The organism is Streptomyces albiaxialis, assembly GCF_039530985.1.
Classification (GTDB): domain Bacteria; phylum Actinomycetota; class Actinomycetes; order Streptomycetales; family Streptomycetaceae; genus Streptomyces; species Streptomyces albiaxialis.
Window position 1 is genome coordinate 853416 of the sequence record NZ_BAAAPE010000007.1, and the last position, 25996, is coordinate 879411.

The following is a 25996-nucleotide window of genomic DNA, read 5'->3' on the forward strand; positions in this document are numbered from 1 at the left end:
GCTTGCCCCGGCGCGGACGTCCATGCTAACGGGCCCGAGAGGGTGCGCGGGCCCCTGTGGAAAACCCCGGGAACCGCCTCGGAACACGTCTCCGGTCACTGCTCGGCCAGCGCGCGGAGCCTGCTCAGCGCCCTGTGCTGGGCAACACGCACCGCACCCGGTGACATTCCCAGCATCTGGCCCGTCTCCTCCGCCGTGAGCCCCACGGCGACCCGCAGCAGCACCAGCTCGCGCTGGTGCTCGGGCAGGTTCGCGAGGAGCTCCTTCGCCCACGCCGCGTCGCTGCTCAGCAGCGCGCGCTCCTCGGGCCCCAGCGAATCGTCCGGCTGCTCCGGCATCTCGTCGGAGGGCACGGCCGTGCTGCCCGAGCGCATCGCGGCGCGCTGGAGGTCGGCGACCTTGTGCTGGGCGATGGCCACGACGAAGGCCTCGAAGGGCTTGCCCGTGTCGCGGTAGCGCGGCAGGGCGCACAGCACCGCGATGCAGACCTCCTGCGCGAGGTCGTCGACGAAGTGGCGCGCGTCACCGGGAAGTCGGGTCAGCCGCGTGCGGCAGTAGCGCAGAGCGAGCGGATGGACGCGCGCCAGAAGATCGTGCGTGGCCTGCTCATCGCCCTCAACTGCGCGCTGGACGAGGGAGCTGACCTCCTCGGCCACGTCCCCATGGCCGGAAACGGCCTTGGGGGATGGCCCGTTCTCGTCATCGCGCATCGGTCCATGGTGCACCGACGCCGCGCGGTCCGTGGCTCCGCGCTCATAGATGTGAGCCGAAGCGTTATGAGCAGGCGCACTGGCCCTCATGTCCCGCGCCCTCCCCTCACGCCTGACCGACCGGTCCCCGAGGAACTCCATACTCCAAGCATGCGGCACGCGCGAGATTACTGTGCCGGGCCGTAGCGCGCCGCCCGTCTACGAGACCGTCTGCGCCGGTGCGGACGGGCGGCTCTGCGCCGGCTGGGAGCGTCAGCGGACGAGGCCCCAGCGGAATCCGAGCGCCACCGCGTGCGCGCGGTCCGAGGCGCCGAGTTTCTTGAAAAGACGCCGTGCGTGCGTCTTGACCGTGTCCTCGGAGAGGAAGAGCTCGCGCCCGATCTCCGCGTTGGACCGGCCGTGGCTCATGCCTTCGAGCACCTGGATCTCACGCGCCGTGAGCGTGGGTGCCGCGCCCATCTCGGCGGACCGCAGCCGCCGGGGGGCGAGCCGCCACGTGGGGTCCGCGAGGGCCTGCGTGACGGTCGCGCGCAGCTCGGCGCGCGAGGCGTCCTTGTGCAGATAGCCCCGGGCGCCCGCGGCCACGGCGAGCGCGACCCCGTCGAGATCCTCCGCCACGGTCAGCATGATGATGCGCGCGCCGGGGTCGGCGGAGAGCAGCCGCCGCACGGTCTCCACTCCGCCCAGGCCGGGCATCCGGACGTCCATCAGGATGAGGTCGGAGCGGTCGGCGCCCCAGCGGCGGAGGACTTCCTCGCCGTTGGCCGCCGTCGTCACACGCTCGACACCGGGCACGGTCGCGACCGCGCGGCGCAGCGCTTCTCGGGCAAGCGGGGAGTCGTCGCATACGAGGACGGAAGTCATGACCGCCCTCCGGTGGGGGTACCGCCCCGGCCACAGGGCCGAGGGGGGCAGATGCGCATCACCTTGAGCCTCCAGGCTGCTTTCTCAATCGTCACCTGTGCGATTGACAGCCTCGGACACCAGTGCCCGGACCGATTTCCCGTCAACCGCTTTCGCCCTCTCAACGACGGTCACCCGAAAGAGTTACGGCTTCCCGCCGTCGCCTTCAGCACTCTACGTGAGGGAGCGTGCACAGATCAGCACCATCGCGCACCCGGATCCGCGCCGCCACCATCCGCCCCGAAGTGCCCTATTTGGATCCATTCCTTCCGTTTTTCTGGATCACTCGCTAGATTCGCAAAGAGTCATATTTACGCATGAGTGGCTCGTGAGCCTCTGTAGCCTCCGAGGGGATACGCAATGGCAGACTTCTCCCGCCTTCCGGGCCCGAACGCCGACCTCTGGGACTGGCAGCTTCTCGCCGCCTGCCGTGGCGTCGACAGCTCCCTCTTCTTCCACCCCGAGGGGGAGCGCGGAGCGGCCCGCAGCGCGCGCGAGGCGTCCGCGAAGGAGGTGTGCATGCGCTGTCCCGTACGCGCCGAGTGCGCGGCGCACGCGCTCCAGGTCCGCGAGCCCTACGGGGTGTGGGGCGGCCTGACGGAGGACGAGCGCGAGGAACTGCTCGGGCGCGCCCGGAACCGTCTCGTGGCCACGCCGAGCAGCTCCGAGGGTTAGCAGAAACGTTTTTTCACGACGGGGCGCCGCCGGGACCCTGGGCGTTCCCGGCGGTTCATGGTCGTCCCCCGTCTCAGGACTGGGCAGGGGGCGACCATGGCCCATCGGAAACGCCTAGCGGCGGCCCGCCGCCTCCAGGCGGTCCAGCATCGCCGCGACGGCCGGGACGGGCTCCAGGTCGGGCAGGGTCAGCGCGACGACCTCGCGGCGCACCTCCGGCGCCAGCCGGACCGCGCGGGCTCCCTTGTGCCGTACGGACTCCACCGCCAGCTCCGGCAGGACGGCCACGCCCAGGCCCGCGCCGACCAGGCCGGCCACCGCCGGGTAGTCGTCGGTGGCGAAGTCGATGCGCGGGGTGAAGCCCTCGGCCTCGCAGACGTCCACGAGGTGGCGGCGGCAGCGCGGGCAGCCCGCGATCCAGGGCTCCCCGGCGAGGGTCCCGATGCCGATCTCGGCGGAGTCCGCGAAGGGGTGGTCCTCGGGGACCAGGCCCACCAGACGGTCGGTGAGCAGCGGGCGTACGACCAGGTCGTCCCACTCGGGCGAGGGCTCGTAGCGGAACGCGAGGGCGATCTCGCAGTCACCGGCGCGCAGCATGTCCACGGAGCGCGGGGGCTCGGCCTCGACCAGAGAGACGCGGGTGCCCGGGTGGTCGGCGCGCATCGCGGCGACGGCCGTCGGCACCAGCGTCGAGCTGCCGCTGGGGAACGAGACCAGGCGGACCCGTCCCGCGCGCAGTCCGGCCAGCGCGGCGACCTCCTCCTCGGCCGCCGTCAGGCCCGCGAGGATCCCGGCCGCGTGCCGTGCCAGCGCCTCGCCCGCCTCGGTCAGCCGCATCTCGCGGCCCGTACGGACGAGGAGCGGGGTGCCCGCCGAGGACTCCAGGGCCTTCATCTGCTGGCTGACGGCGGGCTGGGTGCAGCCCAGCTCGCGCGCGGCGGCGGAGAAGGAGCCGGTGGCGGCGACCGCGCGGAGCACGCGGAGGTGGCGGGCCTCGATCATGCTTGAAGCATAAGCCGGGCTTGGGGAAGGCCGGAAATACTCGTTCGCGACTTTGAGGACGGCGTCCTAGCCTCGGGGGATGAAGCTGCTCTCGGTGAACCTCGGAAGCCCCCGTCACTCGGACCACACCTCCGCGGAGGGACATCTGACCGGCATCGACAAACGGCCCGTCGAGGGCCCCGTGGCCGTCGCGGCCCCCGGGCCCCGGGGCACCGGCGGTAGCGGGCTGGCGGGCGACACGATCGTCGAGCTGCGCTCCCACGGCGGGAACGAGCAGGCGGTCTACGCGTACGCGCGCGAGGACCTCGACACGTGGGAGGCCGAGCTGGAGGGCCGCCCGCTGCGCAACGGGGTCTTCGGGGAGAACCTGACGACCTCGGGCGTGGACGTGAACGGCGCGCTGATCGGCGAGCGCTGGCGGGTCGGCGCGGCGGACACGGGCCCGCTGCTGGAGGTCTGCTCGATCCGGATCCCCTGCCGTACGTTCGCGGGCTGGCTGGAGGAGCGCGGCTGGATCAAGCGGTTCACGGCGCGGGCGCTGTCGGGCGCGTATCTGCGGGTGATCGAGCCGGGCGAGGTGCGCGCGGGCGATCCCGTGGAGATCGTCCACCGGCCGGACCACGGGGTCACCGTGGAGACGGTGTTCCGTGCCGTGACGCTCAGGCCCGAGCTGCTGCCGGAGATCCTCGCCGCGGGTGACGCGCTGGACCCGGAGGCCCGCGAGAAGGCGCTGAAGCGGACCTCGCGCACGGCCTGACCTGGTCGTTCTCCGTCGGCCCCAGGGTCTCCCCGGGGTTCTCCCCGAAGGGCGCGGCGGACCGTGTTCGGGGGCGGGTCAGGGGCTCTCCCGATATCCCGCGGCCCCTACGCTCCGTGACGCTGAGCGGCATGAAGCGGATACTCATCGTGCTCGGCTCGCTCGTCGGCGTGGCGGCCCTGCTCCTCGGCGGCGGATTCCTGTGGCTGTGGAACGACGCCGAGATCAGCACCGTCGGCGAGGAGGACTTCGCCAACGAGCTGGCGATCCCGCCGCTGGCGAAGTCGCGCGTGGCCGAGGACGGCACGCGCGTCTTCGACCTGCGGATGCGGAAGGGCACGAAGGAGTTCCGCGCGGGCCGCCCGACGCCCACCTGGGGGTTCAACCAGTCGTATCTCGGCCCCACCCTGCGCGCCGAGCGCGGCGAGAAGGTCAGGGTCCGGGTGCGCAACGGGCTGGACGAGACGTCCAGCGTGCACTGGCACGGCATGCACCTCCCGGCCCGGATGGACGGCGGCCCGCACCAGCCGGTACGCGCGGGCGCCACCTGGACCCCGCACTGGAAGGTCGACCAGCCCGCCTCCACCCTCTGGTACCACCCGCATCCGCACGGAAAGACGGAGAAGCACGTCCAGCGCGGGCTGGCCGGGATGTTCCTCCTCGACGACGAGAAAACGCGGAAGCTCGCGCTGCCGAAGCGGTACGGGGTGGACGACCTGCCCCTGATCGTGCAGGACGTGAAGTTCGACGGGGACCGCTTCGACCACGGGCACGCGATGATGCGGAACGTCGGCTTCCTCGGCGACCGCACCATGGTCAACGGCACGCTCTCGCCGCACCGGACGGTGAAGGACGAGCGGGTACGGCTGCGGCTGCTGAACGCCTCGACCGCGCGCTCGTACCACTTCGGCTTCGACGACGACCGCGACTTCACGCTCGTGGGCACGGACGGCGGGCTGCTGGAGCGGCCCGACCGGATGAACCGGGTGAAGCTCTCCCCCGGCGAGCGCGCGGAGATCGTGGTCCGGATGCGGCCCGGCGAGCGGACGGTGCTGCGCGGCTACTCCGGGGCCGTCGGGGGCGACTCCTTCCAGCGGCGGTTCAGCGGGGACGACGACTCCTTCGACGTGCTCCAGCTCCGGGCGGCCCGCACGCTGCGCTCCTCGCCGCCCGTCCCGGGCGAGCTGGGCGAGCTGGAGGTGCCGAAGGGCGAGAACCCGGCGCGGAAGCGGAGGTTCACGCTGCGGATGGGCCAGATCAACGGCAAGGCGATGGACATGAAGCGCGTCGACGCGACCGTGACGCGCGGCACGGAGGAGGTGTGGACTGTGAAGAACGAGGACATGCCGCACAACTTCCATGTGCACGACGTGCAGTTCAGGGTCCTGGAGATCGACGGGAAGCGGCCGACGGGGACGCTGCGCGGGCCGAAGGACACGGTCTTCATCCCGGCGGGCTCGACGGCGAAGCTCGCGATGCGCTTCGAGGGACCGTCCGATCCGAAGACGCCGTACATGTTCCACTGCCATCTGCTCTACCACGAGGATCTCGGCATGATGGGCCAGTTCACGGTCGTCGAGCCCGGCGAGAAGGCGGCGCGCGTGCCCGGCGCGGGCGGCGGGCACACGCACCACCACTGAGCGGCGTCCCGTGCCCGCTACAGCTCCAGCGTGCGGATCGTCTCGTTCCTGCGGAAGTCGCGGGACTCGACCGTGAGCTTCCCGTCGTCGCCCAGCAGGACCCGGAGGCCCTGGGAGGCCGCCGGGTCCAGGGCCTTCTCGCCGCCCTTGCCGTCGGGGCCGTACATCGTCTCGATCATGCCGGTGTTGACGACGTGGAAGCCGTCGGGATCGCCGCCGTCCACGACCTTCCTGGCCGCCCAGTCCTGCCGGTTGAGGTCCCAGTGGGTGTGGCCGGAGAAGAAGACCACGTTGGAGTGGGCGCCCAGGATGGTCAGCAGCTCGTCCTCGTCCACGAAGTCCTTGTCGTAGAAGCGCGCCGCGTCCTCGCCCGTCGTGCCGGAGACCGTGCCCGGCAGGACGTGGTGGCTGAAGATCAGAACGTACGGCGCGTCCGCGTGCTTCTTCAGGGCGCCGTCGAGCCATTCGAGCTGGGTCTTCCCGAGGGTGACGAAGGGCGGGCTGGTGCCGTTCACGGCGGGCGCCGTCGTGCCGATGAAGAGCAGCGGGAGATCCCCGGCGGCCGTCTCGCTGTGGACGTCGGGCATGCCCGTGTACTCCAGGAAGCGCTTGACCTGGGTGTCGAACGGGTCGGAGTTGTACTGCTCGTGGTTGCCGAGCGCCGCCAGCACGCGGTCCGGGTGCGGGTGCTCGGCGAGCTCGGCGTACAGCTCCTCGTACTGTTCGACGGTGCCCTGCGCGACGAGGTCGCCCGCGATGACGAGGGCCTCGGAGTCGCCGAGCGCCTTCAGGTCGTCGAGGGCGTCCCCGAGGTCGTCCAGGCCGCCCTGGATGTCGCTGATCACGTCGAGGGAGACGGCGGCCGCGCGGCGCGGCCGGGCGCCGTACGCCTGCTGGGCCGCGAGGCCGCCGAGCGGGATGGTCAGAAGGCCGAGACCGCCCGCTGTCAGGATCTTTCTCCGTGTGGGGGGAGTCACGGGCGGAAGGTAACCACTGGGCGGTTGCGCGTCTTTGGACTCCTGGTGTCCGGCGCTTGGACGTTAGCGTTCCGCCATGACGACAGCACTGATTACGGGAGCGACGGCCGGTATCGGGGCGGCCTTCGCCCGGCGGCTCGCCCGCGACGGACACAACCTGGTCCTCGTCGCGCGCAACGGCGAGAGGCTGCGCGAGTACGCGACCGAACTGCACGACCGGCACGGCGTCGAGGCGTCCGTGCTGCCCGCCGACCTCTCGACGGACGAGGGTCTCACCGCCGTGGAGGAGCGGCTCGGCGACCGCGAGCACCCGGTCGATCTCCTGGTCAACAACGCCGGTTTCGGCAACAAGGGCCGCTTCCTCGACGTCCCGATGGCGGACGAGCTGACCATGCTGAAGGTGCACTGCGAGGCCGTGCTGCGTCTGACCGCTGCCGCCGTTCCGGTGATGCGGGACCGCCGTAAGGGGGGTGTCGTGAACGTCGCCTCGATGGCCGCCTTCGTGCCGCGGGGGACGTACGGCGCGTCCAAGGCGTGGGTCGTCCAGTTCACGCAGGGCGCCGCGAAGGACCTCACCGGTTCGGGCGTGCGGCTGATGGCGCTGTGCCCCGGGTTCGTACGGACGGAGTTCCACGAGCGGGCCGGGATGGACACCGGGGACATCCCCGGGTGGATGTGGCTCGACGCGGACCGCGTCGTGGACACGGGGCTGCGGGATCTCGCGCGGGGCAAGCCGCTGTCGGTGCCCGACCCCCGCTACAAGGCGCTGCTGGGCGCCTCACGGCTGGTGCCGCGGGCCCTGCTGTCCAAGGCGTCGTCGACCACGGGGCGGAAGTACGGGCCCAAGTGACGTCCCTCTGAGGACGGCTGAAGGGGCGCGGGGAGATCCCCCGCGCCCCTTCGGGCACTACATGGCGCGTCGGTACGCGTCAGTGCGCGTGGCCGTGGCCGTGGCCACCGGCGGCCGACTCGTCCTCCTCGGCCGGCTTCTCGACGACCAGGGTCTCGGTCGTGAGGAGCAGCGAGGCGATCGAGGCGGCGTTCTCCAGCGCGGAGCGGGTGACCTTGACCGGGTCGATGACGCCCTGCTTGACCAGGTCGCCGTACTCGCCCGTGGCGGCGTTGAAGCCCTGGCCCTTGTCCTGCTCGGCGACCTTGGAGGTGATGACGTAACCCTCCAGGCCCGCGTTCTCGGCGATCCAGCGCAGCGGCTCGACGGCGGCGCGGCGGACGACGGCGACACCGGTGGCCTCGTCGCCCTCCTTGCCCAGGTTGCCGTCGAGGACCTTCACCGCGTGCACGAGCGCCGAGCCACCGCCGGAGACGATGCCCTCCTCGACGGCCGCGCGGGTCGCGGAGATCGCGTCCTCCAGGCGGTGCTTCTTCTCCTTCAGCTCGACCTCGGTGGCCGCGCCGACGCGGATGACGCAGACGCCGCCCGCGAGCTTCGCGAGGCGCTCCTGGAGCTTCTCGCGGTCCCAGTCGGAGTCCGTGGCCTCGATCTCGCCCTTGATCTGGGCGACGCGGCCCTGGACGTCCTCGGACGTGCCGGCGCCGTCGACGATCGTGGTGTCGTCCTTGGTGACGGTGACGCGGCGGGCCGAGCCCAGCACGTCGAGACCGGCCTGGTCGAGCTTGAGGCCGACCTCCTCGGCGATCACGGTGGCGCCGGTGAGGGTCGCCATGTCGCCGAGCATCGCCTTGCGGCGGTCACCGAAGCCGGGCGCCTTGACGGCGACGGCGTTGAAGGTGCCGCGGATCTTGTTGACGACGAGGGTGGAGAGGGCCTCGCCCTCGACGTCCTCGGCGATGATCAGCAGCGGCTTCGAGCCACCGGCCTGCATGATCTTCTCCAGCAGCGGCAGCAGGTCCTGGATGGAGCTGATCTTGCCCTGGTGGATCAGGATGTACGGGTCGTCGAGGACGGCCTCCATACGCTCCTGGTCGGTGGTGAAGTAGGGCGAGAGGTAGCCCTTGTCGAAGGCCATGCCCTCGGTGAAGTCCAGCTCCAGACCGAAGGTCTGGGACTCCTCGACGGTGATCACACCGTCCTTGCCGACCTTGTCCATCGCCTCGGCGATCAGCTCGCCGACCTGCTTGTCCTGTGCGGACAGGGCGGCGACGGAGGCGATGTCCTCCTTGGAGTCGATCGGCCGGGCCGTGTCGACCAGCTCGTCGGAGACGGCCTTGACGGCGGCGTCGATGCCCTTCTTCAGGGCGGCCGGGGAGGCACCCGCGGCGACGTTGCGCAGGCCCTCGCGGACCAGCGCCTGCGCCAGCACGGTGGCGGTGGTGGTGCCGTCACCGGCGATGTCGTTGGTCTTGGTCGCGACCTCCTTGAGGAGCTGCGCGCCCAGGTTCTCGTACGGGTCCTCGACCTCGACCTCGCGGGCGATGGTCACGCCGTCGTTGGTGATGGTCGGGGCGCCGAACTTCTTGTCGATGACGACGTTCCGGCCGCGCGGACCGATGGTCACCTTCACGGTGTCGGCGAGGCTGTTGACACCGCGCTCAAGGGCGCGACGGGCGTCCTCGTCGAACTTCAGGATCTTCGCCATGGGAGCTGCTCTGTCCTCTCACACGTCTCGTTCGCGTCTCGCACGAGCCGCGCCCTGGCCCCGGCTACCTCGCGGGAGGGAGCGGGCACCAGGGCGCGGTTCGATGCAGGTCCATACGGCTCGCGCCGCGGTTCTGCTGTCTGCTGAATTACTTCTCGACGATCGCGAGGACGTCGCGGGCCGAGAGGACGAGGTACTCCTCGCCGTTGTACTTCACCTCGGTGCCGCCGTACTTGCTGTACAGCACGATGTCGCCGACCTTTACGTCGAGCGGCAGGCGGTTGCCGTCCTCGAAGCGGCCCGGGCCCACGGCCAGGACGGTGCCCTCCTGGGGCTTCTCCTTGGCGGTGTCCGGAATGACCAGGCCCGAGGCCGTGGTCTCTTCAGCGTCGAGCGGCTGGACCACAATGCGGTCCTCAAGCGGCTTGATGGCAACCTTGGAACTGGCGGTCGTCACGATCCGACCTCCCCCTTCGGAGATCTCATCACGGGGTCATATGTCTGGGGTGGCGACCTGGTAGATCCGTCGTCGCGGGTGCCGGATCTGCCCGTCGCGTACTTCTGGCACTCCCTTGGGGAGAGTGCCAGGGTTGAGATTATGCCTGGGTTAGCACTCGGTCAAGCGGAGTGCCAAACGCTCGCCGCTCCGGCGATCAGCCGACCTCGGGGCGCGGCGCCTTCCCGCCCTCTGATGAGGGGCTGCCCCTTGCCGTGCATCGCAGGCCGCGGGCGCGTCGTGGCCGGGCGCGCAGTTCCCCGCATCCCTTGAGTGGTCCCCGCCCCATGTTTACTGGTCCGGTGGATCCAGAGACGTTTGAGCGGTTGCTCAACGACGAGGGGCAGGCGCTCCTGGAGGAGTTGCGGGCGTACGGGCCCGGGGATGAGTTGGCCTTGGCGACGCGGTTGCGGCGTGTGCATGACGCGGACCTCGTGTCGGCGGCGCTCGCGCAGGCGCGGTTGCGGCAGCGGGCCGTGGGGAAATTCGGGGACGACGCCGGGCGGATGTACTTCACGGCGCACGGGGTCGAGCAGTCGACCCGTACGGTCGTCGCCGCGCACCGGGCCGCGCGTATCGCCGCGCTGGGCGTGCGGACGGCCGTCGATCTGTGCTGCGGGAACGGGGGCGACGCGCTCGCGCTCGCCCGCGCCGGGGTGCGGGTGCTGGCGGTCGACAAGGACCCGCTGACCTGCGCGGTCGCCCGGGCGAACGCCGAGGCTCTGGGGCTCGGCGGGCTGGTCGAGGTGCGGTGCGCGGATGTCGCCGAGGTGGACACGGCCGGGTACGACGCGGTGTTCGTGGATCCCGCGCGGCGGGGCGGGAGGGGCCGGGTGTTCGACCCCGAGGCGTACTCGCCGCCGCTCAGCCTGGCCGTGGAGCTCGCGCGGAAGGCGCCGCTCGCCGCGCTGAAGGTCGCGCCGGGGATCCCGCACGAGGCCGTGCCGGAGGACGCGGGCGCCGAGTGGGTGTCCGACGGGGGCGACGTGAAGGAGGCCGTGCTGTGGTTCGGCGACGGGGCCCCGGGCGCCGTACGGGCCACGCTGCTGCCCGGCGGGCACACCCTCACCGGACGAGGGCTGCCGGACCCGGAGGCCGGGCCCGTGGGGCGCTTCCTGTACGAGCCGGACGGCGCCGTGATCCGCGCGCACCTGGTCGCGGACGTCGCCGAGGAGGTCGGCGGGCGGCTGATCGACGCGACGATCGCCTACGTCACCGCGGACGAGCCGCACGGGACGCCGTACGCCACGGCGTACGAGATCACCGATGTGCTGCCCTTCAACGTCAAGAAGCTGCGGGCGCTGCTGCGCGAGCGCGGGATCGGCGTCGTCACCGTGAAGAAGCGGGGGTCGGCCGTCGAGCCGGAGGAGCTGCGCGGGAAGCTGAAGCTGGAGCCGAAGCGGGACAAGGGAACGTGCACGGTCTTCCTCACCCGCGTCGCCGGAGCACCGGCCATGCTCCTGGGCGCCCCTCTCTGACCTCTCGCCGCTCTCGCTACTCCTCGCCCTCCGCCGCCGCGCGCGTGAACTCGCCTCGGGCCACGCGGGCGGCGAGGGGCTCGTCGCCGAGTGATCCGTAGCCCGTGGCGGACCAGAGGCTGCGGGCGGGCGGCACCTCGAAGTACGGGACGGTGCGGCCCTCGTGGGTGTCCGTCAGGGCCTCGGGGGCGCGGCGGGCCCGGAGGGCGCCGGCGCACGCCTCGCACGCGGCGATGCGCAGCGACTCGCGGTGGCCCAGGGGGCGCCAGCGGGTCCAGCCCGTGGCGCGGCCGTGGAGGGGGTCGAAGAAGCAGACGGGCAGCCGGGCGCCGCCGCGCTTCCGCTTGCCCTTGCGACCGCCGCCCTGGCTCCCGGCCTGGCTCCCGCTCCGACTCCCGCCCTGGCTCGCGTCCTGGCCCTCGTCGAGCGCGCGGAGGGCCTCGCGTCCCTCGTGGACGAGGGCGAGCACGCCCGCGAGGTCGGGGATGCCGCGGGCGGAGTCGAGGACCGTACCGGCCGCCGCGTACGCGTCCAGGGCGAGCTGGAGGAGCGCGGTGTCGCCCTGTTCGTGCTGCTCGTGGGCGCCGACCTCCTCGCCGAGCGCGACCACCTCCTCCTGGGCGCGGCGCCGCAGGTCGCTCTCGCTGGTGCGGCGCGCGGTCGCGAACACGGTGCGGGGCGCGGCGAACGGCGTGCGGACGGCGCTCCGTCCGCGCCTGCGGCGGACCAGGAAGAGCGTCAGGCCCGCGGCCAGCAGGAGCAGCGGGCCGAGGACGAGCACGAGGAGGAAGGCCGGGGACGTGCCCTCGTCGTCTCCCGAGGCCCCGTCGCCGCCCTTGTCCTTGCCGTAGCTGTCCTTGAGATCGGCCGTCGCGCGCTCGTACTGCTTCAGGCCGTCGCCCGACTCGATGATCTCGACGGCGCGGGAGATCCGGTCGTCGAGGCCCTTCTCGCGCAGCTTCTCGATGTGGCCGACAGTGGAAGCCGCCCACATCGCCTCGTGCTTGTCGCGCGGGAACTCGTGGCCGTCGAGGTACTGGCCCTGGCTGCCGGTGTCGCTGAGCGTGACGTAGACGGCCTCCTTCTGCCTGCTCTCGCCGAGCCGGTCGCGGACGACGTCGACGAGCTTGGCCGATTCGCCGTTCCAGTCGTCGCCCTTGACGAGCGGGACGATGACGACGCGGATCGGGATGCCCGTCTTCTCGATCTGCCGTACGAGGGCGCGCTGCCGGGCCGGGGGCAGCGCCCGCTCGTACGCGGGGTCGACGTAGACCGGCGAGCGGCGGAGCGCGTCGGCGATCCGCTGCCCCGGCGCGGGCTCCGCGTGCGCCGTCCCCGCGGGCAGGAGGCAGAGCAGCGTGGCGGAGAGGACGGCCACGAGGGCCGTGCGGAGGGCGCCGAGGGCGGCGCGTGGCTCAGTGGACACCCAACTGCTCCCGTACTCGGCTGACAAGCTGGTCGACCGTGATGCCCCGGCGGGCGCCGAGGGGCCCCGCTGCCCGGTCGTAGGGCTCCCAGGAGGGGGCGAGGCGCAGCACCGTGGCGCGCGCGGCACCGTCGCGCGCCGTCGCGTCCCGCGGCCCCGGCAGTGCCGCACGGCACGCCGCGCACACGGGGTACGAGGAGGCCCGCTCGCCCTCGACGGGCCAGGTGAACGTCTGGTTCCCGGCGGACGGGCCGTGCAGCGGGTTGAGGGCGCACAGATGGCGTATCCGGCGCGCCTCCGCCCGGCCCGCGTCCGCCCGGCGCGCGTCGCCGGATTCGCGCAGGATCGCGCTCCCGGCGCGCAGCAGCGTGACCCCGGTGGCGAGGGTGGCCGCGTCGGCGTCCGTGTCGATCACGCTGTCGCCCTCCTGGTCGAGCAGGAGCGTCGCCGTGTCCAGGCAGTCCCACACCCGGGTGCGGCCGCTCTCGGGCAGCGCGTCGCCGCGCTCGCCGAACGCGGTGCCCAGCTCCTCCAGTTCGCGCCGCGCCGTCCGGCGCAGCCAGCCGAGCGAGGGGCGTGCGGGCGCGTCGGGCGTGGGCGCGCCGTCCGGGCCCGCCACGTCCGGGCGGGCGCCGGGGCCGCGCGCGGCACGGCGCGCGATGCCGAGGCCCGCGGCCGTCAGCCCGAGGCCGCCCGCCGCACCCGCCGCGCCCAGGGCCGCGCCGCCCGCCATGTCGGCGGAGAAGAGCGGCTCCAGCTCGCCCTCCTCGGCGGGGTCCTGGGCGGGCGACGGTGGCAGGTACGGCTCGCCGGGCGGCCCGGCGGGCGTGCGGTCGATCGCGCGCAGCACGGTGTCGAGCCGGTGGTGGAGGGGCTCGGGGTCCTCGCCGCCGGGGCCGTACCGGAGGTCCTCGGTCTGCTCGTAGAGACGGTCGTCGTCGAGCTTCGCGCCGTAGTTGACGACGTGCACGCCGTCGTTCTCGCCGGGTGCCGCGACGACGTAGACGCCGTCCTCGCCCAGCTCCTTGTGCAGGCGCTGCGCGAACAGGTCCGCGTCGCCGCCCGATTCGTCCTCGGGATCCATGGGCACGACGGCGATCCGGACCGGCACATCGAGCTTCGCCGCGCGCCGGGCCAGCTCCTCGCGCTCCTCCGGGGAGAGCGCGGGCGCCGCCTCGGGGTCGGTGTAGAGGGGCGTGCGCCGCAGTCCGTCCGCCACGCGCTCGCCCCGCGCCGCGATGTCGCGCGCCGTGGGCAGCGGGTCGCTGTCCGAGCGCGTGTCGTCGTACCGCCAGGCGGCACCGGCCGCGAGCAGGACGGCCGTTCCGGCCGCGACGGGCACGAGCACGCGCAGTCCCGGCCCCCGGCCGCCGCGCAAGCGGCGCACGTACCAGCCGACCCCGAGGAGCAGCAGCGGCACCCCGGCGATCAGCGCGCCGGAGAGGATGCTCTGGTTCTCGCGGTCGGTACGGGTGGTGTGCAGCGGCTCGGGCTCGTTCCCGGCGGTCCTGCTGCTGTCGAGCGCGGCCTCCGCCCGCTCGGTCGCGTCGCCGGAGCGCAGGACGTCCACGAAGTGCGTGAACGTCTCCAGCGGGCCCGCGTCGTAGGGCAGTTCGAACTGGGTGGCCCGGCCCGCGTCCTCGGCGGGCACCTCCACGCCGTACGCCGCGGTCGTCACGGAGCTGCCCGAGCCGTCGAGCAGCACGTACAGGCCGCGCTTGCCGAGCCGGTCGTGGACGGCCGCGAGGAGCCCGTCGCCGCGCGCGTCCATGGCGCCCTCGGGCAGGACGAGGACGTACGTGGGGACGCCGGTCCGGCGGGCCTGCTCGGTGTACGCGGGCGCGGCGGAGCGCGGGACGGCGCGCGGGAGCGCGTCGGAGAGGTACACGGGCTTCTCGCGCAGGCGCTCCGCGAGACGGGCCGCCTGACTGGTGGCCCCGGACTCGGCCCCGGCCCGGGGCTCAGCGTGCGCGACACCCGCACCGATGCCTGTACCGGCCCCCGTTCCGAGGAGCGCGAGGAGAGGGGCGAGCGCCACGGCCGCCGCCCTCGCGGCCCCGCGCCGCCGTGCCCGCACCTGCCTCATGTCCCGGCCCCCCGTCGGCCCCGCCTGATCCTTCCGTGGCGCCCCATCCTGCCGGGTCACTCAGGGTGAGGGGATACGGGCTCCGGACCCGGTCCGGTACGCCCGGCCCTCAGCGTTTCGCGCAGTACGCGGCATCCGCGACGGTGTGCGCGCTCCCCGCGCCCGCCACGTTGTACTGGAACGCCATCGTGCGCGCGGGCCCCTCGCCCTTCCGGCCGAGCGTCGTGCCCACGAACGACGACGAGCCGTGCACGCTGCCCCCGTGCCCCCAGACCGTGACGCCGCACGAGAACTTGTAGACGAAGACGCCGAGCCCGTACGCGACCCGCGGCGTCTTCGTGTCCCCCGTCTCCACCGTGTCCAGCATCTTCGCCATCTGCCGTGCGGGCAGCAGCTTTCCGCCGAGCAGCGCGCGGTAGAAGCGGCTCAGGTCCTTCGTCGTGGAGATCATGGCGCCCGAGCCCTTCGCCCACGTCGGGCTCATCTCGGTGACGTCCAGCAGCTCGCCGTCCGGCGTGAAGCGGACGTATCCCCTGCTGTGCGGCGCGGGGAGGCGGGGGTCGGTGCGCGGCACGCTGGTCGCCCGCAGCTTGAGGGGCTCGATGACGCGCCGCTCGATCTCCCGCTCGTACGGGCGTCCCGCGGCCTTGTCGACGACCATCGCGAGCAGCGTGTAGTTGGTGTTCGAGTACTTCCAGGAGGTGCCGGGCGCGAACTCGGGCTCGTGCTTCATCGCGACGCCGACGACCTGTTCGGGCGTCCAGCGGTCGTAGCGGTGCTCCATGAAGGCGTCGGTGCCGTAGACCGCGTCGAAGTCCGGGTCGTAGACGAAGTCGTAGATGCCGCTGGTGTGCTGGAGGAGCTGGCGCAGGGTGATGCGGCTGCCGTCGTTGCCGTTGCCGGTGACGAGGCCCGGCAGCCACTTCTCGACGGTGTCGTCGAGGCTCAGCCTGCCCTCGTCCTCCAGTTGCAGGACGACGGTGGCGAGGAACGTCTTGGAGACGCTCCCGATCCGGAACCGGTCGTCCGCGTGGCGCGGCGTGCCCTTGGCGAGGTCCCCGGCACCGGCCGTGCCGCGCCAGGTGCCGCGCGCGTCCTCGATGCGGCCGATCGCGCCGGGGATGCCGCCGCGGACGGCGGTGTCCATCGCGTCCCGCGCGGCCGCCGCGCCCTGGGGCCCCCCCGCGGTCCCGGGCGCGGCGCGGCCCGAAGCGGCGCCCGCGGGGCCGGTGAGCGCCGTGGCGAGCGCCCCGGCCGCCACGGCTCCCGCCAACGCGACCCGTACTCCGCGGCCTCTGCGCGCCCGCTGTCCCATATGGTCCGCCCCTCCCTCGTCGTGGCTGGAGTGAAGCAGAGAGTCCGCAGGCGGGCCAGATGATGAGAGCAGCCTCTAATGCCCCTCGGCGAGCAGGCGTTCGGCCTCGTCCGTGCGCCGGTAGTGGACCTCGGCGCCGTCCCGCGCACGGCTGAGCAGCCCCGCCGCGTGCAGCCGCCGCAGGTGGTACGAGACCGTGGCGGGCGTCAGATGGTGCTCGGCGGCGAGCCGGGTGGTGGTACGGGGGCTCGCGAGGGAGAGCAGCAGCACGTACCGGGTGTGCCCGAGCACGGCCCCGAGCGCCGACGCGCCCTTGCCCTCCCACTCCTCCCGCTCCTCCCCCGCCTCCCGCGCCGGGTACATCAGCGCGGCGCCCCGCACCCCGCACACGTCCACGCTCAGCGCGCAGCCGGACAGCATCGCCGAGGGCACCAGCACCAGGTCGTCGACGGTCCCGGCGTCCCCGTCGTACCGGTGCGGGACACGCAGCACGTCCCCGGCCCCGCCCCCGGTCCCGGCCCCGGAGAGCCGTACGCCCGGGTGCAGCGAGGCCAGCCCCGCGCCGAGCCCCGTCCGCGCCAGCACCCTCCCCCGGTGCTCGATGTCGGCCTCGGCCGCGCCGCTCAGCCGCGCCCAGTACGGGGCCAGCCGCCCGCGCCAGAACCGCTCCAGCTCGTCGGCGGCGGCCTGCGCGAACTCCCGTTCCCCGCGCTCCAGCGCGTCCCGTACGGCCGCGAGCTGCGGCGTTCCCGTACGCCCGCGCTCCGCCACGCCCTCCAGCGCGGCCGCCATCTCGGCCGCCACCCGTCCCCCGTCCGCGGTCGCCACGCCGTGCAGCTCGTCCCGCACGTCGGGCTGCGGCGCCGAGGGCTCGGGAGTCAGGAAGTCGGGCACGTACGCTCCGCACACCTGGAACAGCGCGGGCAGCAGCACGAATTCGCCCCTCCCCGGCCACGCCTCCCGGTCCGCCTCGCTCCGCGTCCGGCGCACCCACGCCGTCGGCGGATACGTCCACGCCCCCGACCACGTCTGCCGCACCAGGAAGTGCGCCTCCATCAACGGCGAGACGGCGAACCGCACCCTCGCCAACGCCCCCGCACCCAGCCCCACCTGGAACACGCCGCCTCCCTCGTGAGGGATCACCATCCGGCTGTCCCGCACGTCAGGTCAAGGCGTACGAACGCCCGTGCCCTCGGCCCCGTCTGTGCTTAGGATCGTCCGCATGCCGACGCGACTTGTGCAGATTGCGATGAAGGCCCACGACGACGCCGCGCTCGGCCGGTTCTGGGCGGAGACCCTGGGCTGGAGCATCGAGACCGAGGAGCCCGGCGTGACCAACCTGGTCCCCGAGGGCCTCCCCTACCCCCACCCCAGCACGGTGTTCATCGACATCATGCGGGTCCCGGACCCCAAGACGGTGAAGAACCGCATCCACGTCGATCTCGCCACCACCTCGGATGCCCATCAGGCGGAGCTGGTCGCGCGCGTGGAGGCGCTCGGCGCCACGCGCGCGGACGTGGGCCAGGGCGACGTGCCGTTCACGGTCCTGGCCGATCCGGAGGGCAACGAGTTCTGCGTGCTGGAGCCCCGGGAGGGCTACCGGGACACCGGGCCGATGGCCGCCGTGGTGGTGGACTGCGCGGACCCGCACACCATGGCCCGGTTCTGGGGCGAGGCGATGGACTGGACCCTGCACGAGGAGACCGACGACCACGTGGCGCTGCGCTCCTCCGAGGGGGTCGGCCCGTACCTCGAATTCCTCCGCACGCCCGACGTGAAGACCGGGTGGAACCGCGTCCATCTCGACCTGAGGCCCTACGCCGGGGACGACCACAAGGCCGAGGCCGACCGGCTGCGCGCCCTGGGCGCCACCGACCTCGACATCGGCCAGGGCGACGTCCCGTGGACGGTCCTCGCGGACCCGGAGGGCAACGAGTTCTGCCTCCTCACCCCGCTCTGACGGCTCACGCCACGGTCACGCCTGTTCGAAGCGCCAGCGGTGCACCGGGCGGGCCGTCAGATCGCCCGGCGGGTCGGGGAGTTCGGGCACGTCCGCGTCGTACGTGCCCTCCCACCAGGTGATGACGAGCACCCGCTCGCCGGGCGCGGTGAAGTGTTCGCGGCGGAACGGGGCCGGGGAGAGGGCCTGCCCGCGGGCCCACTCCAGCAGGGCCGCACCGCGCTCCGGTGCCGCCTTGGCCTCCCACATCAGGGCGAGTGCGCTCATGAGGAGTAGAGGTTCTTCCTGCTCGTCTCGTGCACGTGATCGTGGGAGTCGTCGTGCTCCTCGCCCGGCACGTGCGGTTCCGTGACCGGCAGTGACGAGTCCGCCGGGAGGTCCCACGAGGAGGCGGCGCGGCCCCTGGCCACCATCTCCGCGCCGAGCGCGGCGACCATCGCGCCGTTGTCCGTGCACAGCTTGGGGCGGGGGACGCGCAGGGTGATGCCCGCGGCGGCGCAGCGCTCCTCGGCCATGGCGCGCAGCCGGGAGTTCGCGGCGACGCCGCCGCCGATCATGAGGTGGTCGACGTCCTCGTCGATGCAGGCGCGGATCGCCTTCCGCGTCAGCACGTCGGTGACGGCCTCCTGGAAGGACGCGGAGACGTCGGCGACGGGCACGTCCTCGCCCGCGTTCCGCTTCGCCTCGATCCAGCGGGCGACGGCCGTCTTGAGCCCGGAGAACGAGAAGTCGTACGGGGCGTCGCGCGGGCCCGTCAGGCCGCGGGGGAAGGCGATGGCGTCGGGGTCGCCCTCCTTCGCGTACTTGTCGATCACCGGGCCGCCCGGGAAGCCGAGGTTGAGGACGCGGGCGACCTTGTCGAACGCCTCGCCCGCCGCGTCGTCGATCGTCGAGCCCAGCGGCCGGACGTCGGAGGTGATGTCGGGGGCGAGGAGGAGGGAGGAGTGGCCGCCGCTCACCAGCAGCGCCATCGTCGGCTCGGGCAGCGCGCCGTGTTCGAGCTGGTCGACGCAGATGTGCGAGGCGAGATGATTGACGCCGTAGAGGGGCTTGCCGAGCGCGTACGCGTACGCCTTCGCGGCCGAGACGCCGACGAGCAGCGCGCCCGCGAGCCCCGGGCCCGCCGTGACGGCGATGCCGTCGAGGTCGGTGGCGGCGACCCCGGCCTCCTTCAGCGCGCGCTCGATGGTCGGCACCATCGCCTCCAGGTGCGCGCGGCTGGCGATCTCGGGGACGACGCCGCCGAACCGGGCGTGGGTGTCCACGCTGGAGGCGACGGCGTCGGCGAGCAGGGTGGTGCCGCGCACGATGCCGACGCCGGTCTCGTCGCAGGAGGTCTCGATGCCGAGGACGAGCGGTTCGTCCCGCGAGTCAGTCATGGTTCCTTGTGCCTCGTTCCTCAGGGTTCTCAGGATCGGGAGGGGTCCCGGGCGGGGTGGACGGGCGCCGCCACCGCCGTCGCGGGGTCGGCCAGGCGCATCACGAGCGCGTCGACGTTGCCGGGCTGGTAGTAGCCCCGGCGGATGCCGATGGGGGCGAAGCCGAAGCGCTCGTAGAGCCGCTGTGCCGGGACGTTGTCGACGCGGACCTCCAGCAGGACCTCCGCGCACTCGAAGTCCGTCGCGGCGCGCAGGAGCGTGCGCAGGAGGTGCGCGCCCAGGCCCGTGCCCCGGTGGGAGGGGAGCACGCCGATGGTCTGTATGTCGCCCATGCCGCCGACGGCGGCGAGGCCCCCGTATCCCACGAGGGTGCCGTCGGGGCGGGCGGCGACGAGATAGCGGCGGGTGGCGTGCGGGCCGCGCGCGTGGGCCAGCTCGGACCAGAACATCCCCTCGGACCAGGCGTCCTCCGGGAACAGCTCGTCCTCCAGCGCGAGCACCGGCTCGATGTCCCACCAGCGCATCTCACGCAGCGTGACACCCTCGGGCCCGTACGGGGCGGACGCCGGGTCCGGCGTGCCGTCGGCGCTCACTTCGGCGTGACCACCTTGTAGTTCGCGGGGACCTTCGCGTCCGGGCGGCGCAGATAGAGCGGGCGGGGCGGCAGCAGCTCCTCGCCGCGCGCGAGCCGCTCGGCGGCGAGGCGGGCCAGCGAGACGGCGGACAGGTCGGCCGGCAGGCCGGCGCGCAGGCCGGGGAACACGTCCGCGTACAGCACGGCGCCCGCGCCCACGGCGGGCAGCGCCCGCACCTCGGGGTCGATCTCGGCGGGGCGGTCGACGGCGGGCTCACTGTCCCTCGTACGAGCGTCCGCGTACCGCGCCCAGTAGACCTCCTTGCGCCGGGCGTCGGTCGCGACGACGAAGGGGACGTCCAGCCCCGAGGCGTACGCGAGGCCGTCCAGGGTGCAGACGCCGTGCACCCGCGCGCTCCCCCCGAGCGCGGCCCCGAACGCCTCGGCCGTCGCCAGCCCGACCCGCAGTCCCGTGTACGGCCCCGGGCCGACGCCGACGACGATGTCCGTGACCTCGGCGAGCTTCCGTCCGGCCTCGCGCAGCACGTGGTCGACGGAGGGCAGGAGCAGCTCGCCGTGCCGGCGGGCGTCGACCTGGTCGGCGGCGGCGAGCGTCTCTCCCGAGTCGGCGTCGTGCAGGGCGACCGTGATGGCGGGGGTGGCGGTATCCAGAGCGAGCATCAGCACCCCACCAGCCTACGGCGCCGAACCGGCCCCCTTCTTCGCGTCCTCCGTCTCCTTCACGGAGTTCCCGGCGCCGCCGCCGAACGGCACGTTGACGCCCGTCACATTGGCGCGGATGCCGTCCTCGGCGACGGAGATGCCGCGCAGCCGCACGTCACCGGGCATCTCCGGGAGCTTGAGGGAGAGGGACAGCTTGTCGGCGAGCTTCGGCTCCTCGATCTTCTGGAGCCCCGCGACCAGCGCCGGGTCGAGGCCGAGCTTCTTCATCAGCCAGGGGTTCTCCATGACGACGTCGACCATGTTGACCTTCATGATCTTGTCGAGGAACTTCGGCGCCCCCGTCACCCGGTGCAGCTCCGACTCGCTCTCGCGCACCCGCCGGGCCCGCTCGTCCGAGAGCCCGAAACGCTCGGTGACCGCGCGGACGCCGAAGAGGGCCTTGGCCTTGGAGGCGTCGCGCTGGATGCGCTCGGCGAGGGGCCGCGCCAGCCGCAGCCCGCCGTCCTCGCCCTTGCCAGGGACGTACGAGAAGAGGCCGGGCACATCGAGCCGCATGTCGTCGACGGTCGTGCCGACGCCGTGGTCGCCGGTGCGCATGAGGTGGGCGCGGGCCCTGACCTTGACCTCCTTGCCCGCGACGGGCAGCTCGCCGTCGGCCAGCACGGTGTTCTTGTCACCCGCGGTGAACTTGACCTGGGAGGTGCCGAGTTCGCGGTCGAGGTCGTCGAAGGCGAGCAGCACGTCGCCGCGCATCCGGCCGAGGACGGCGCCCTTGATGGACGAGGGGGCGTCGCCGACGATCTTGACGTCGTTGACGGTGCCGTTGACCTGCGCCACGGAGACGCGGCCCGCGGGCACGTCGGGGATCGTCAGGTCGACGTGATCGAGCCGGTCGCCCGCCATCTGCGTGAGGAAGGGGAAGCCCCGGATGTGCACCTCGGGCTCCGCGTGCAGCTTCAGGGCCTTCTGCACCTTCTCCGCCGCCTTGTCCTCGGCGTAGTAGGCGGCGAGCCGGTCGCCCGCGCCGAGCAGCGCGAGCAGCACGCACAGGGCGATGCCGAGCTTGACCGCCATGGTGAGCCGCGAGCGGCGCCGCCTGCGCACGGCCCGCAGATACGGCATCTGGTCCTCGTACTCGGGCTCGTCGTAGTCCGAGCGGAGCGCGAAGCCGAGGGGCCCGTCCTCGTACGGATGGTCGTACGGGTTGTCCTCGGTGGACGGCTCCGAGGAGAGCGCGTCGTACGGGTTCGGCTTGGGCTCTCCGGCGGGGGGCGGAGTGTCCGGCGGCGCGAGCGAGGCCAGCTCGTCGTACGGGTTGGACGAGGGCGGGGCGGTGGGCGAGGGCACGCGCGGTATGGGGGTGGTGGAGCCTGTCGATGAACCGTGGGGGGTCATCGCCATATGCGAACACAGGGGCGGCGGTTACTCCAAGTCCCACCGGTGGGCAGGGCTTCGGGCCCAGCCCGTCCGTCCGAAATACATCCCGCGCTGCTGCTACCGTCGGGAAGACCCGGCGCTCCGGGGATCGTACGGGCAGGCACGAGAGGTGGCGGCACACGGTGGCACGCGGCAGCGGGAACAGCGCGGGAGTGTTCGTGACCGGCCTGACCGTGATCGCGCTCGCCGTGATCGGCTTCTTCGCCTTCCAGGCGTCGGCCGCCCAGGACCGCGCGGAGAAGCACACGCCGAGCGCCCCGGAATCCTCCCCCTCGTCGAAGGACTCCTCCTCGGGCAAGGCCGAGGACAGCAAGGCGCTCCCGGCCGACTCGGGCCGGGGCACCCGGGTCGTGTACGCGCTGGGGCGGGAGCGGGTCTGGCTCGTCGGCAAGGGCAACAAGGTCCAGCGGACGTACCGCGTGGTGCCCAGCACGGTCAGCCCCTCGCCCGGCACCTACAAGGTCACGTCGCGCTCGTCGCAGATCACCGGCTCGGACGGCGTCCCGATCGAGAACGTGGTCCGGTTCGCCGACGTCGACGGCGTCACGATCGGATTCAGCGCGGCGGTCGACGGCTCGATGCCGAACCAGGACCCGGGCCGCAAGACGGGCGGCATCCGCGAGAAGCGCGCGGACGGCGAGGCGATGTGGGTCTTCGCGACGATCGGGCGTCCCGTCGTCGTAGTCCGCTAGGCCCTCAGCCGAGGGCAACCACGGTCCGCCGGAAACGGCTAGCGCGGGGCCGGAACCGGGGGTTCCGCCTCCTCGGGTGTGTGCTCCTCCGGGGGCCGGGAGACGGCGTCCGCCGCCGCACAGGACGCCAGCAGCGCGCTCATCGACGGCGACGGCGTCTCGTACACCCGCGACCGCCGCTGCGAAGGCTGGCGCTCGGGCTCATGTGCCGGCATGACACCTCCCGGAGGCTGGCACCGACTTGGTTAGGCACACCTAACCGCGCTCTCGCCTCCCATGGGACCACGGCATCAGCCGTGCACGCAACATCTTCCCGACACGCTGTCGACAACGGTACGAAGGGGGCTCAGCCCAGCGCCGAGAGGTCCTCGGCCGCCCAGCGCGCGCCCACACCCGTGAGCGTCACGACGCGCTCGTCGTCGGACTCCTCCTCCGCGCCCTCGCCCGAGCCGCCGCGCGTCCGCTCGATCACGACGTGCAGCCTGTCCTCGGTCAGCTCCTCGACGCGGCCCTCGCCCCACTCGACGACGACCACGGACCCGGGCAGCGAGACATCGAGGTCCAGGTCCTCCATCTCCTCCAGGCCCCCGCCCAGCCGGTACGCGTCGACGTGCACCAGCGGCGGTCCCCCGCCCAGCGGCGGATGGACGCGCGCGATGACGAACGTGGGCGAGGTCACGGCCCCGCGCACGCCCAGCCCCTGCCCGAGGCCGCGCGTCAACGTCGTCTTACCGGCGCCGAGTTCACCCGTCAGCAGGACGAGATCGCCGGCGCGCAGCAGCTTGGCGAGGCGCTCGCCCAGCTCCCGCATCCGGTCGGCCGTGGGGACGGTCAGGCTGTACTGGTGGTGCGGTGCTCCCATACGCCCGGAGGATACGCGCCAGCAGGTCGGACATGCTTTCGGCGACGGCCTCGGGACGCTCCAGCATCAGCAGATGCCCCGTCTCCTCCAGCACCACCAGCTCGGCCGCGGGCAGCGCGGCGGCGATCCGCTCGCTGTGCTCCAGCGGCGTCAGCAGATCGCGGTCCCCGGCGAGGACCAGCGCGGGCACGCCGTCGAACGCCGCGAGCGCCGCCGTCTTCTCGTGCGCGGCGAAGGCGGGGTAGAACTCGGCGACGACGTCCACCGGCACCGACTCGATGAGCTTCTCCGCGAACCGCGCGACCCCGGCGTCCACGTCCCGGGCTGCCCCGAACGAGTAACGCCTGACGAGCCCCGCGAAGAGGTCGGCGGTGGCCCGCCGCCCCCGCTCGACCAGCTCCGTCTGCTTGACCAGGGCGCGCAGCACCCCCGGCACCACGCGCCGCACCGCCTTCACGCCGACCGACGGGAGCCCGTACGTGACGTCGGCCAAGCCGCCCGCGCTGGTGCCGAGCAGCGCGACTCCGGCGACGCGCCCCTCGGCCTCGTCCGGGTACTGCGCGGCGAACGCCATCGTCGTCATGCCGCCCATCGAATGCCCCACGAGCACGACGGGGCCCTCCGGGACGGCGGCGTCGAGCACGGCCCTCAGGTCCCGGCCGAGCAGGTCGATGGAGATCTCGCCGCCCGCCGGACCGCGCCCGGAACGCCCGTGGCCGCGCTGGTCCCAGTAGACCGCGCGCACGTCGCCGCGCTCGCGCAGGGCGGCGCGCTGGAAGTGCCACACGTCCTGATTGAGGCAGTAGCCGTGCGAGAAGACGACGGTGAACGGCAGCTCCTCGCCGCCCGGCTCCGGCTCGTCCGTCTCGTAGTACAGCTCCGTGCCGTCCTCCGCGACCGCCGCGCCCTCCGTGCCGCGCAGCGTGCCGTACGGGCCCTCGGCGTCGAGCGCGAGGCGGGCCTTGCGGCGCACCGCGCGGTGGACGGTCAGCCGCTCCAGCGCGACACCGGCCGCGACGACCCCCAGGGCCGCGCCCGCGAGCCCCGCCCTGCGCCGTGGTGTGCTCATGGTGCGTCCCCCGTGACTGCCGTGCCCAGTGGTTCGTGCCGCTCCACGTGCCGTTCCCGCTAGGCGCCGACGTACACGCGCGGCACCCGGTGGCTGACGCGCGTCACGATCTCGTACCCGATGGTGCCCGCCGCGCGGGCCCAGTCCTCGGCCGTGGGCTCGCCCCGGTCGCCGGGCCCGAAGAGCACGGCCTCGTCCCCCGCGGCGGCCGTGTCGCCCCCGAGGTCCACGACGAACTGGTCCATCGCGACCCGCCCCGCGACCGTCCGCCACTTGCCCGCGACGAGGACGGGGCCCGCCCCCGAGGCGTGGCGCGGAATGCCGTCCCCGTACCCGACGGGGACGAGGGCGAGGGTGGTCTCGCCGGGCGTCGTGTACGTGTGCCCGTAACTCACCCCGTGGCCGCCCGGCACCCGCTTGACCAGGGCGAGAGAGGCGCTCAGCGTCATCGCCGGGCGCAGCCCCAGCTCGGCGGCGGCGCCGATCTCGGGGGACGGCGAGAGCCCGTAGACCGAGACTCCGGGGCGTACGAGGTCGAAGTGGGACTCGGGGAGGGTCAGCGTCGCGGGCGAGTTCGCGTGGTGCCGCACCTCCGGGTCGAGCCCGGCACGCGCGACGGCGGCCAGGGCCTCGCGGAACGCGTCGAGCTGCGCGGCGATCGAGGGGTGGCCCGGCTCGTCGGCGCAGGCGAAGTGCGACCAGATCCCGGTGACCTTCAGCGCGCCCTCGGCCTCGGCGGCGCGGGCCGCGGCGACGAGATCCGCCCAGTCGGCGGGCTGGCAGCCGCCCCGGCCCAGGCCGGTGTCGGCCTTGAGATGCACGCGCGCCGTACGGCCGCTCGCGCGGGCGGCCTCCGTGATCTCGTCGAGGGCCCAGCGGGCGCTCGCCGAGACGTCGATCCCGGCCTCGATCGCCTCCCGCCAGGGGCCGCCCGGCGTCCACACCCAGCACATGAGCCGGCCCCGGTCGCCCGCCGCACGCAGCGCGAACGCCTCCTCGGGCGTCGCCGTGCCGATCCAGCTCGCCCCGGCCTCGCGCGCGGCGCGGGCGCAGGGCACCGCCCCGTGCCCGTAGCCGTCCGACTTCACGACGGCCATCAGCTCGGCGCGGGGGGCGCGGGCCCGGAGCGTCCGTACGTTGTCGCGGACCGCGCCGAGATCGATCTCGGCCCGGGCACGGACGGCCCCGGCAGGGGCGGTGTCGGCGGCTGCTGGAGCGGTCACACTGTTGACGCTGTTCACCGCTTCAGTGTCGCAGGTGCCGGTTCGCCGGGACCGTCCGTGGCTGTCGGGCCCGGCCGTGCCGTCCGTGCCGTC

General features: G+C 73.2%; 26 protein-coding genes. 7 read left to right on the forward strand and 19 right to left on the reverse strand.

The features are described 5' to 3' along the window. Positions 1–95 precede the first annotated feature (95 nt). Both ABD343_RS14875 and ABD343_RS14880 read right to left on the reverse strand, forming a co-directional pair. A complete protein-coding gene (locus ABD343_RS14875) occupies positions 96–710 on the reverse strand; it encodes a sigma-70 family RNA polymerase sigma factor (protein ID WP_344528039.1) in 615 nt (204 codons plus the stop codon). A gap of 252 nt (positions 711–962) precedes the next feature. Then, positions 963–1574, reverse strand: coding sequence for a response regulator transcription factor (locus ABD343_RS14880; RefSeq protein WP_003948568.1), 612 nt, complete (start codon positions 1572–1574; stop codon positions 963–965). 399 nt (positions 1575–1973) lie between these two features. Here ABD343_RS14880 and ABD343_RS14885 point away from each other — a divergent pair, with 399 nt between their 5' ends. Further along, positions 1974–2288 carry a WhiB family transcriptional regulator gene (locus tag ABD343_RS14885; protein WP_344528041.1) on the forward strand — a complete coding sequence of 105 codons (315 nt, stop codon included), beginning with the start codon at positions 1974–1976 and terminating at the stop codon, positions 2286–2288. Positions 2289–2402: 114 nt separating this feature from the next. Here ABD343_RS14885 and ABD343_RS14890 read toward each other — a convergent pair whose 3' ends face one another. Beyond that, on the reverse strand, positions 2403–3290 hold the full coding sequence (locus ABD343_RS14890) for a LysR family transcriptional regulator (protein WP_344528043.1): 888 nt from the start codon (positions 3288–3290) through the stop codon (positions 2403–2405). A gap of 79 nt (positions 3291–3369) precedes the next feature. Here ABD343_RS14890 and ABD343_RS14895 point away from each other — a divergent pair, with 79 nt between their 5' ends. Beyond that, a complete protein-coding gene (locus ABD343_RS14895; RefSeq protein ID WP_344528045.1) occupies positions 3370–4047 on the forward strand; it encodes an MOSC domain-containing protein in 678 nt (225 codons plus the stop codon). 131 nt (positions 4048–4178) lie between these two features. Then, positions 4179–5687, forward strand: a complete 1509-nt coding sequence (locus tag ABD343_RS14900) for a multicopper oxidase family protein (RefSeq protein WP_344528047.1) — start codon at positions 4179–4181, stop codon at positions 5685–5687. A 17-nt stretch (positions 5688–5704) separates the two neighbouring features. Here ABD343_RS14900 and ABD343_RS14905 read toward each other — a convergent pair whose 3' ends face one another. Continuing rightward, entirely contained in the window at positions 5705–6664 is a 960-nt protein-coding gene (locus ABD343_RS14905; protein WP_344528049.1) for a DUF4073 domain-containing protein, read from the reverse strand. Positions 6665–6740: 76 nt separating this feature from the next. Between ABD343_RS14905 and ABD343_RS14910 the strand changes: the two genes are divergently transcribed. Continuing rightward, a complete protein-coding gene (locus ABD343_RS14910) occupies positions 6741–7514 on the forward strand; it encodes an SDR family NAD(P)-dependent oxidoreductase (RefSeq protein WP_344528051.1) in 774 nt (257 codons plus the stop codon). A gap of 79 nt (positions 7515–7593) precedes the next feature. On the opposite strand, the gene groL is transcribed toward ABD343_RS14910, so the two are convergent. Continuing rightward, positions 7594–9222, reverse strand: coding sequence for a chaperonin GroEL (groL, locus tag ABD343_RS14915; protein WP_344528053.1), 1629 nt, complete (start codon positions 9220–9222; stop codon positions 7594–7596). 148 nt (positions 9223–9370) lie between these two features. Then, the gene (gene groES / locus ABD343_RS14920; protein WP_344528055.1) at positions 9371–9679 is read right to left on the reverse strand and encodes a co-chaperone GroES; all 309 of its coding nucleotides are present in this window, start codon (positions 9677–9679) and stop codon (positions 9371–9373) included. 326 nt (positions 9680–10005) lie between these two features. On the opposite strand from groES, the gene ABD343_RS14925 reads away from it, so the two are divergent. After that, positions 10006–11196, forward strand: coding sequence for a THUMP-like domain-containing protein (locus ABD343_RS14925; RefSeq protein ID WP_344528057.1), 1191 nt, complete (start codon positions 10006–10008; stop codon positions 11194–11196). 16 nt (positions 11197–11212) lie between these two features. Here ABD343_RS14925 and ABD343_RS14930 read toward each other — a convergent pair whose 3' ends face one another. From ABD343_RS14930 to ABD343_RS14945, 4 genes are all read right to left on the reverse strand, one after another. After that, positions 11213–12622, reverse strand: coding sequence for a hypothetical protein (locus ABD343_RS14930; protein WP_344528059.1), 1410 nt, complete (start codon positions 12620–12622; stop codon positions 11213–11215). Beyond that, a complete protein-coding gene (locus ABD343_RS14935; protein ID WP_344528061.1) occupies positions 12612–14708 on the reverse strand; it encodes a hypothetical protein in 2097 nt (698 codons plus the stop codon). The genes ABD343_RS14930 and ABD343_RS14935 overlap by 11 nt, the downstream gene beginning before the upstream one ends. Positions 14709–14817: 109 nt before the next feature. After that, positions 14818–16023 (reverse strand): serine hydrolase domain-containing protein, encoded by a 1206-nt coding sequence (locus ABD343_RS14940; RefSeq protein ID WP_344528062.1) that lies wholly within the window; start codon positions 16021–16023, stop codon positions 14818–14820. A gap of 75 nt (positions 16024–16098) precedes the next feature. After that, positions 16099–17142, reverse strand: a complete 1044-nt coding sequence (locus ABD343_RS14945; RefSeq protein ID WP_344528064.1) for an ArsR/SmtB family transcription factor — start codon at positions 17140–17142, stop codon at positions 16099–16101. Between the two features lie 103 nt (positions 17143–17245). On the opposite strand from ABD343_RS14945, the gene ABD343_RS14950 reads away from it, so the two are divergent. Then, positions 17246–17983, forward strand: a complete 738-nt coding sequence (locus ABD343_RS14950; protein WP_344528066.1) for a VOC family protein — start codon at positions 17246–17248, stop codon at positions 17981–17983. 15 nt (positions 17984–17998) lie between these two features. Here the strand turns inward: ABD343_RS14950 and ABD343_RS14955 are convergent, their stop codons facing one another. The 5 genes from ABD343_RS14955 to ABD343_RS14975 form a co-directional block, all read right to left on the reverse strand. Further along, entirely contained in the window at positions 17999–18250 is a 252-nt protein-coding gene (locus tag ABD343_RS14955; protein ID WP_344528068.1) for a hypothetical protein, read from the reverse strand. Then, positions 18247–19362 carry a tRNA (adenosine(37)-N6)-threonylcarbamoyltransferase complex transferase subunit TsaD gene (gene tsaD, locus ABD343_RS14960; RefSeq protein WP_344528070.1) on the reverse strand — a complete coding sequence of 372 codons (1116 nt, stop codon included), beginning with the start codon at positions 19360–19362 and terminating at the stop codon, positions 18247–18249. The genes ABD343_RS14955 and tsaD overlap by 4 nt, the downstream gene beginning before the upstream one ends. Positions 19363–19391: 29 nt before the next feature. Beyond that, complete coding sequence (rimI, locus tag ABD343_RS14965; protein ID WP_344528588.1) at positions 19392–19886, reverse strand: ribosomal protein S18-alanine N-acetyltransferase; 495 nt, start codon at positions 19884–19886, stop codon at positions 19392–19394. Positions 19887–19951: 65 nt separating this feature from the next. Further along, positions 19952–20623, reverse strand: a complete 672-nt coding sequence (gene tsaB / locus ABD343_RS14970; protein WP_344528072.1) for a tRNA (adenosine(37)-N6)-threonylcarbamoyltransferase complex dimerization subunit type 1 TsaB — start codon at positions 20621–20623, stop codon at positions 19952–19954. A 9-nt stretch (positions 20624–20632) separates the two neighbouring features. After that, positions 20633–21967 carry an LmeA family phospholipid-binding protein gene (locus ABD343_RS14975; protein WP_344528074.1) on the reverse strand — a complete coding sequence of 445 codons (1335 nt, stop codon included), beginning with the start codon at positions 21965–21967 and terminating at the stop codon, positions 20633–20635. 212 nt (positions 21968–22179) lie between these two features. Between ABD343_RS14975 and ABD343_RS14980 the strand changes: the two genes are divergently transcribed. Then, positions 22180–22749: a hypothetical protein gene (locus ABD343_RS14980; protein ID WP_344528076.1), complete on the forward strand. Its 570-nt coding sequence runs from the start codon at positions 22180–22182 to the stop codon at positions 22747–22749. Between the two features lie 38 nt (positions 22750–22787). On the opposite strand, the gene ABD343_RS14985 is transcribed toward ABD343_RS14980, so the two are convergent. The 4 genes from ABD343_RS14985 to alr form a co-directional block, all read right to left on the reverse strand. Further along, positions 22788–22964, reverse strand: coding sequence for a hypothetical protein (locus ABD343_RS14985; protein ID WP_344528078.1), 177 nt, complete (start codon positions 22962–22964; stop codon positions 22788–22790). Between the two features lie 131 nt (positions 22965–23095). After that, entirely contained in the window at positions 23096–23611 is a 516-nt protein-coding gene (tsaE, locus tag ABD343_RS14990; protein WP_344528080.1) for a tRNA (adenosine(37)-N6)-threonylcarbamoyltransferase complex ATPase subunit type 1 TsaE, read from the reverse strand. Then, positions 23493–24680 (reverse strand): alpha/beta fold hydrolase, encoded by a 1188-nt coding sequence (locus ABD343_RS14995; RefSeq protein ID WP_344528082.1) that lies wholly within the window; start codon positions 24678–24680, stop codon positions 23493–23495. The genes tsaE and ABD343_RS14995 overlap by 119 nt, the downstream gene beginning before the upstream one ends. Positions 24681–24739: 59 nt before the next feature. Further along, positions 24740–25903 (reverse strand): alanine racemase, encoded by a 1164-nt coding sequence (alr, locus tag ABD343_RS15000; protein WP_344528084.1) that lies wholly within the window; start codon positions 25901–25903, stop codon positions 24740–24742. Positions 25904–25996: the final 93 nt, after the last annotated feature.

Excerpts from the sequence above, each read along its gene's own strand:
- ABD343_RS14950 (WP_344528066.1), top strand. The coding sequence starts at position 17,246 with ATGCCGACGCGACTTGTGCAGATTGCGATGAAGGCCCACGACGACGCC.
- tsaD (WP_344528070.1), bottom strand. The coding sequence starts at position 19,362 with ATGACTGACTCGCGGGACGAACCGCTCGTCCTCGGCATCGAGACCTCC.
- ABD343_RS14995 (WP_344528082.1), bottom strand. The coding sequence starts at position 24,680 with ATGAGCACACCACGGCGCAGGGCGGGGCTCGCGGGCGCGGCCCTGGGG.
- rimI (WP_344528588.1), bottom strand. The coding sequence starts at position 19,886 with ATGCGCTGGTGGGACATCGAGCCGGTGCTCGCGCTGGAGGACGAGCTG.
- ABD343_RS14935 (WP_344528061.1), bottom strand. The coding sequence starts at position 14,708 with ATGAGGCAGGTGCGGGCACGGCGGCGCGGGGCCGCGAGGGCGGCGGCC.
- ABD343_RS14910 (WP_344528051.1), top strand. The coding sequence starts at position 6,741 with ATGACGACAGCACTGATTACGGGAGCGACGGCCGGTATCGGGGCGGCC.
- ABD343_RS14940 (WP_344528062.1), bottom strand. The coding sequence starts at position 16,023 with ATGGGACAGCGGGCGCGCAGAGGCCGCGGAGTACGGGTCGCGTTGGCG.
- ABD343_RS14985 (WP_344528078.1), bottom strand. The coding sequence starts at position 22,964 with ATGCCGGCACATGAGCCCGAGCGCCAGCCTTCGCAGCGGCGGTCGCGG.
- ABD343_RS14890 (WP_344528043.1), bottom strand. The coding sequence starts at position 3,290 with ATGATCGAGGCCCGCCACCTCCGCGTGCTCCGCGCGGTCGCCGCCACC.
- ABD343_RS14895 (WP_344528045.1), top strand. The coding sequence starts at position 3,370 with ATGAAGCTGCTCTCGGTGAACCTCGGAAGCCCCCGTCACTCGGACCAC.
- ABD343_RS14955 (WP_344528068.1), bottom strand. The coding sequence starts at position 18,250 with ATGAGCGCACTCGCCCTGATGTGGGAGGCCAAGGCGGCACCGGAGCGC.
- ABD343_RS14880 (WP_003948568.1), bottom strand. The coding sequence starts at position 1,574 with ATGACTTCCGTCCTCGTATGCGACGACTCCCCGCTTGCCCGAGAAGCG.
- tsaE (WP_344528080.1), bottom strand. The coding sequence starts at position 23,611 with ATGGGAGCACCGCACCACCAGTACAGCCTGACCGTCCCCACGGCCGAC.
- groL (WP_344528053.1), bottom strand. The coding sequence starts at position 9,222 with ATGGCGAAGATCCTGAAGTTCGACGAGGACGCCCGTCGCGCCCTTGAG.
- ABD343_RS14885 (WP_344528041.1), top strand. The coding sequence starts at position 1,974 with ATGGCAGACTTCTCCCGCCTTCCGGGCCCGAACGCCGACCTCTGGGAC.
- ABD343_RS14900 (WP_344528047.1), top strand. The coding sequence starts at position 4,179 with ATGAAGCGGATACTCATCGTGCTCGGCTCGCTCGTCGGCGTGGCGGCC.
- ABD343_RS14875 (WP_344528039.1), bottom strand. The coding sequence starts at position 710 with ATGCGCGATGACGAGAACGGGCCATCCCCCAAGGCCGTTTCCGGCCAT.
- ABD343_RS14925 (WP_344528057.1), top strand. The coding sequence starts at position 10,006 with ATGTTTACTGGTCCGGTGGATCCAGAGACGTTTGAGCGGTTGCTCAAC.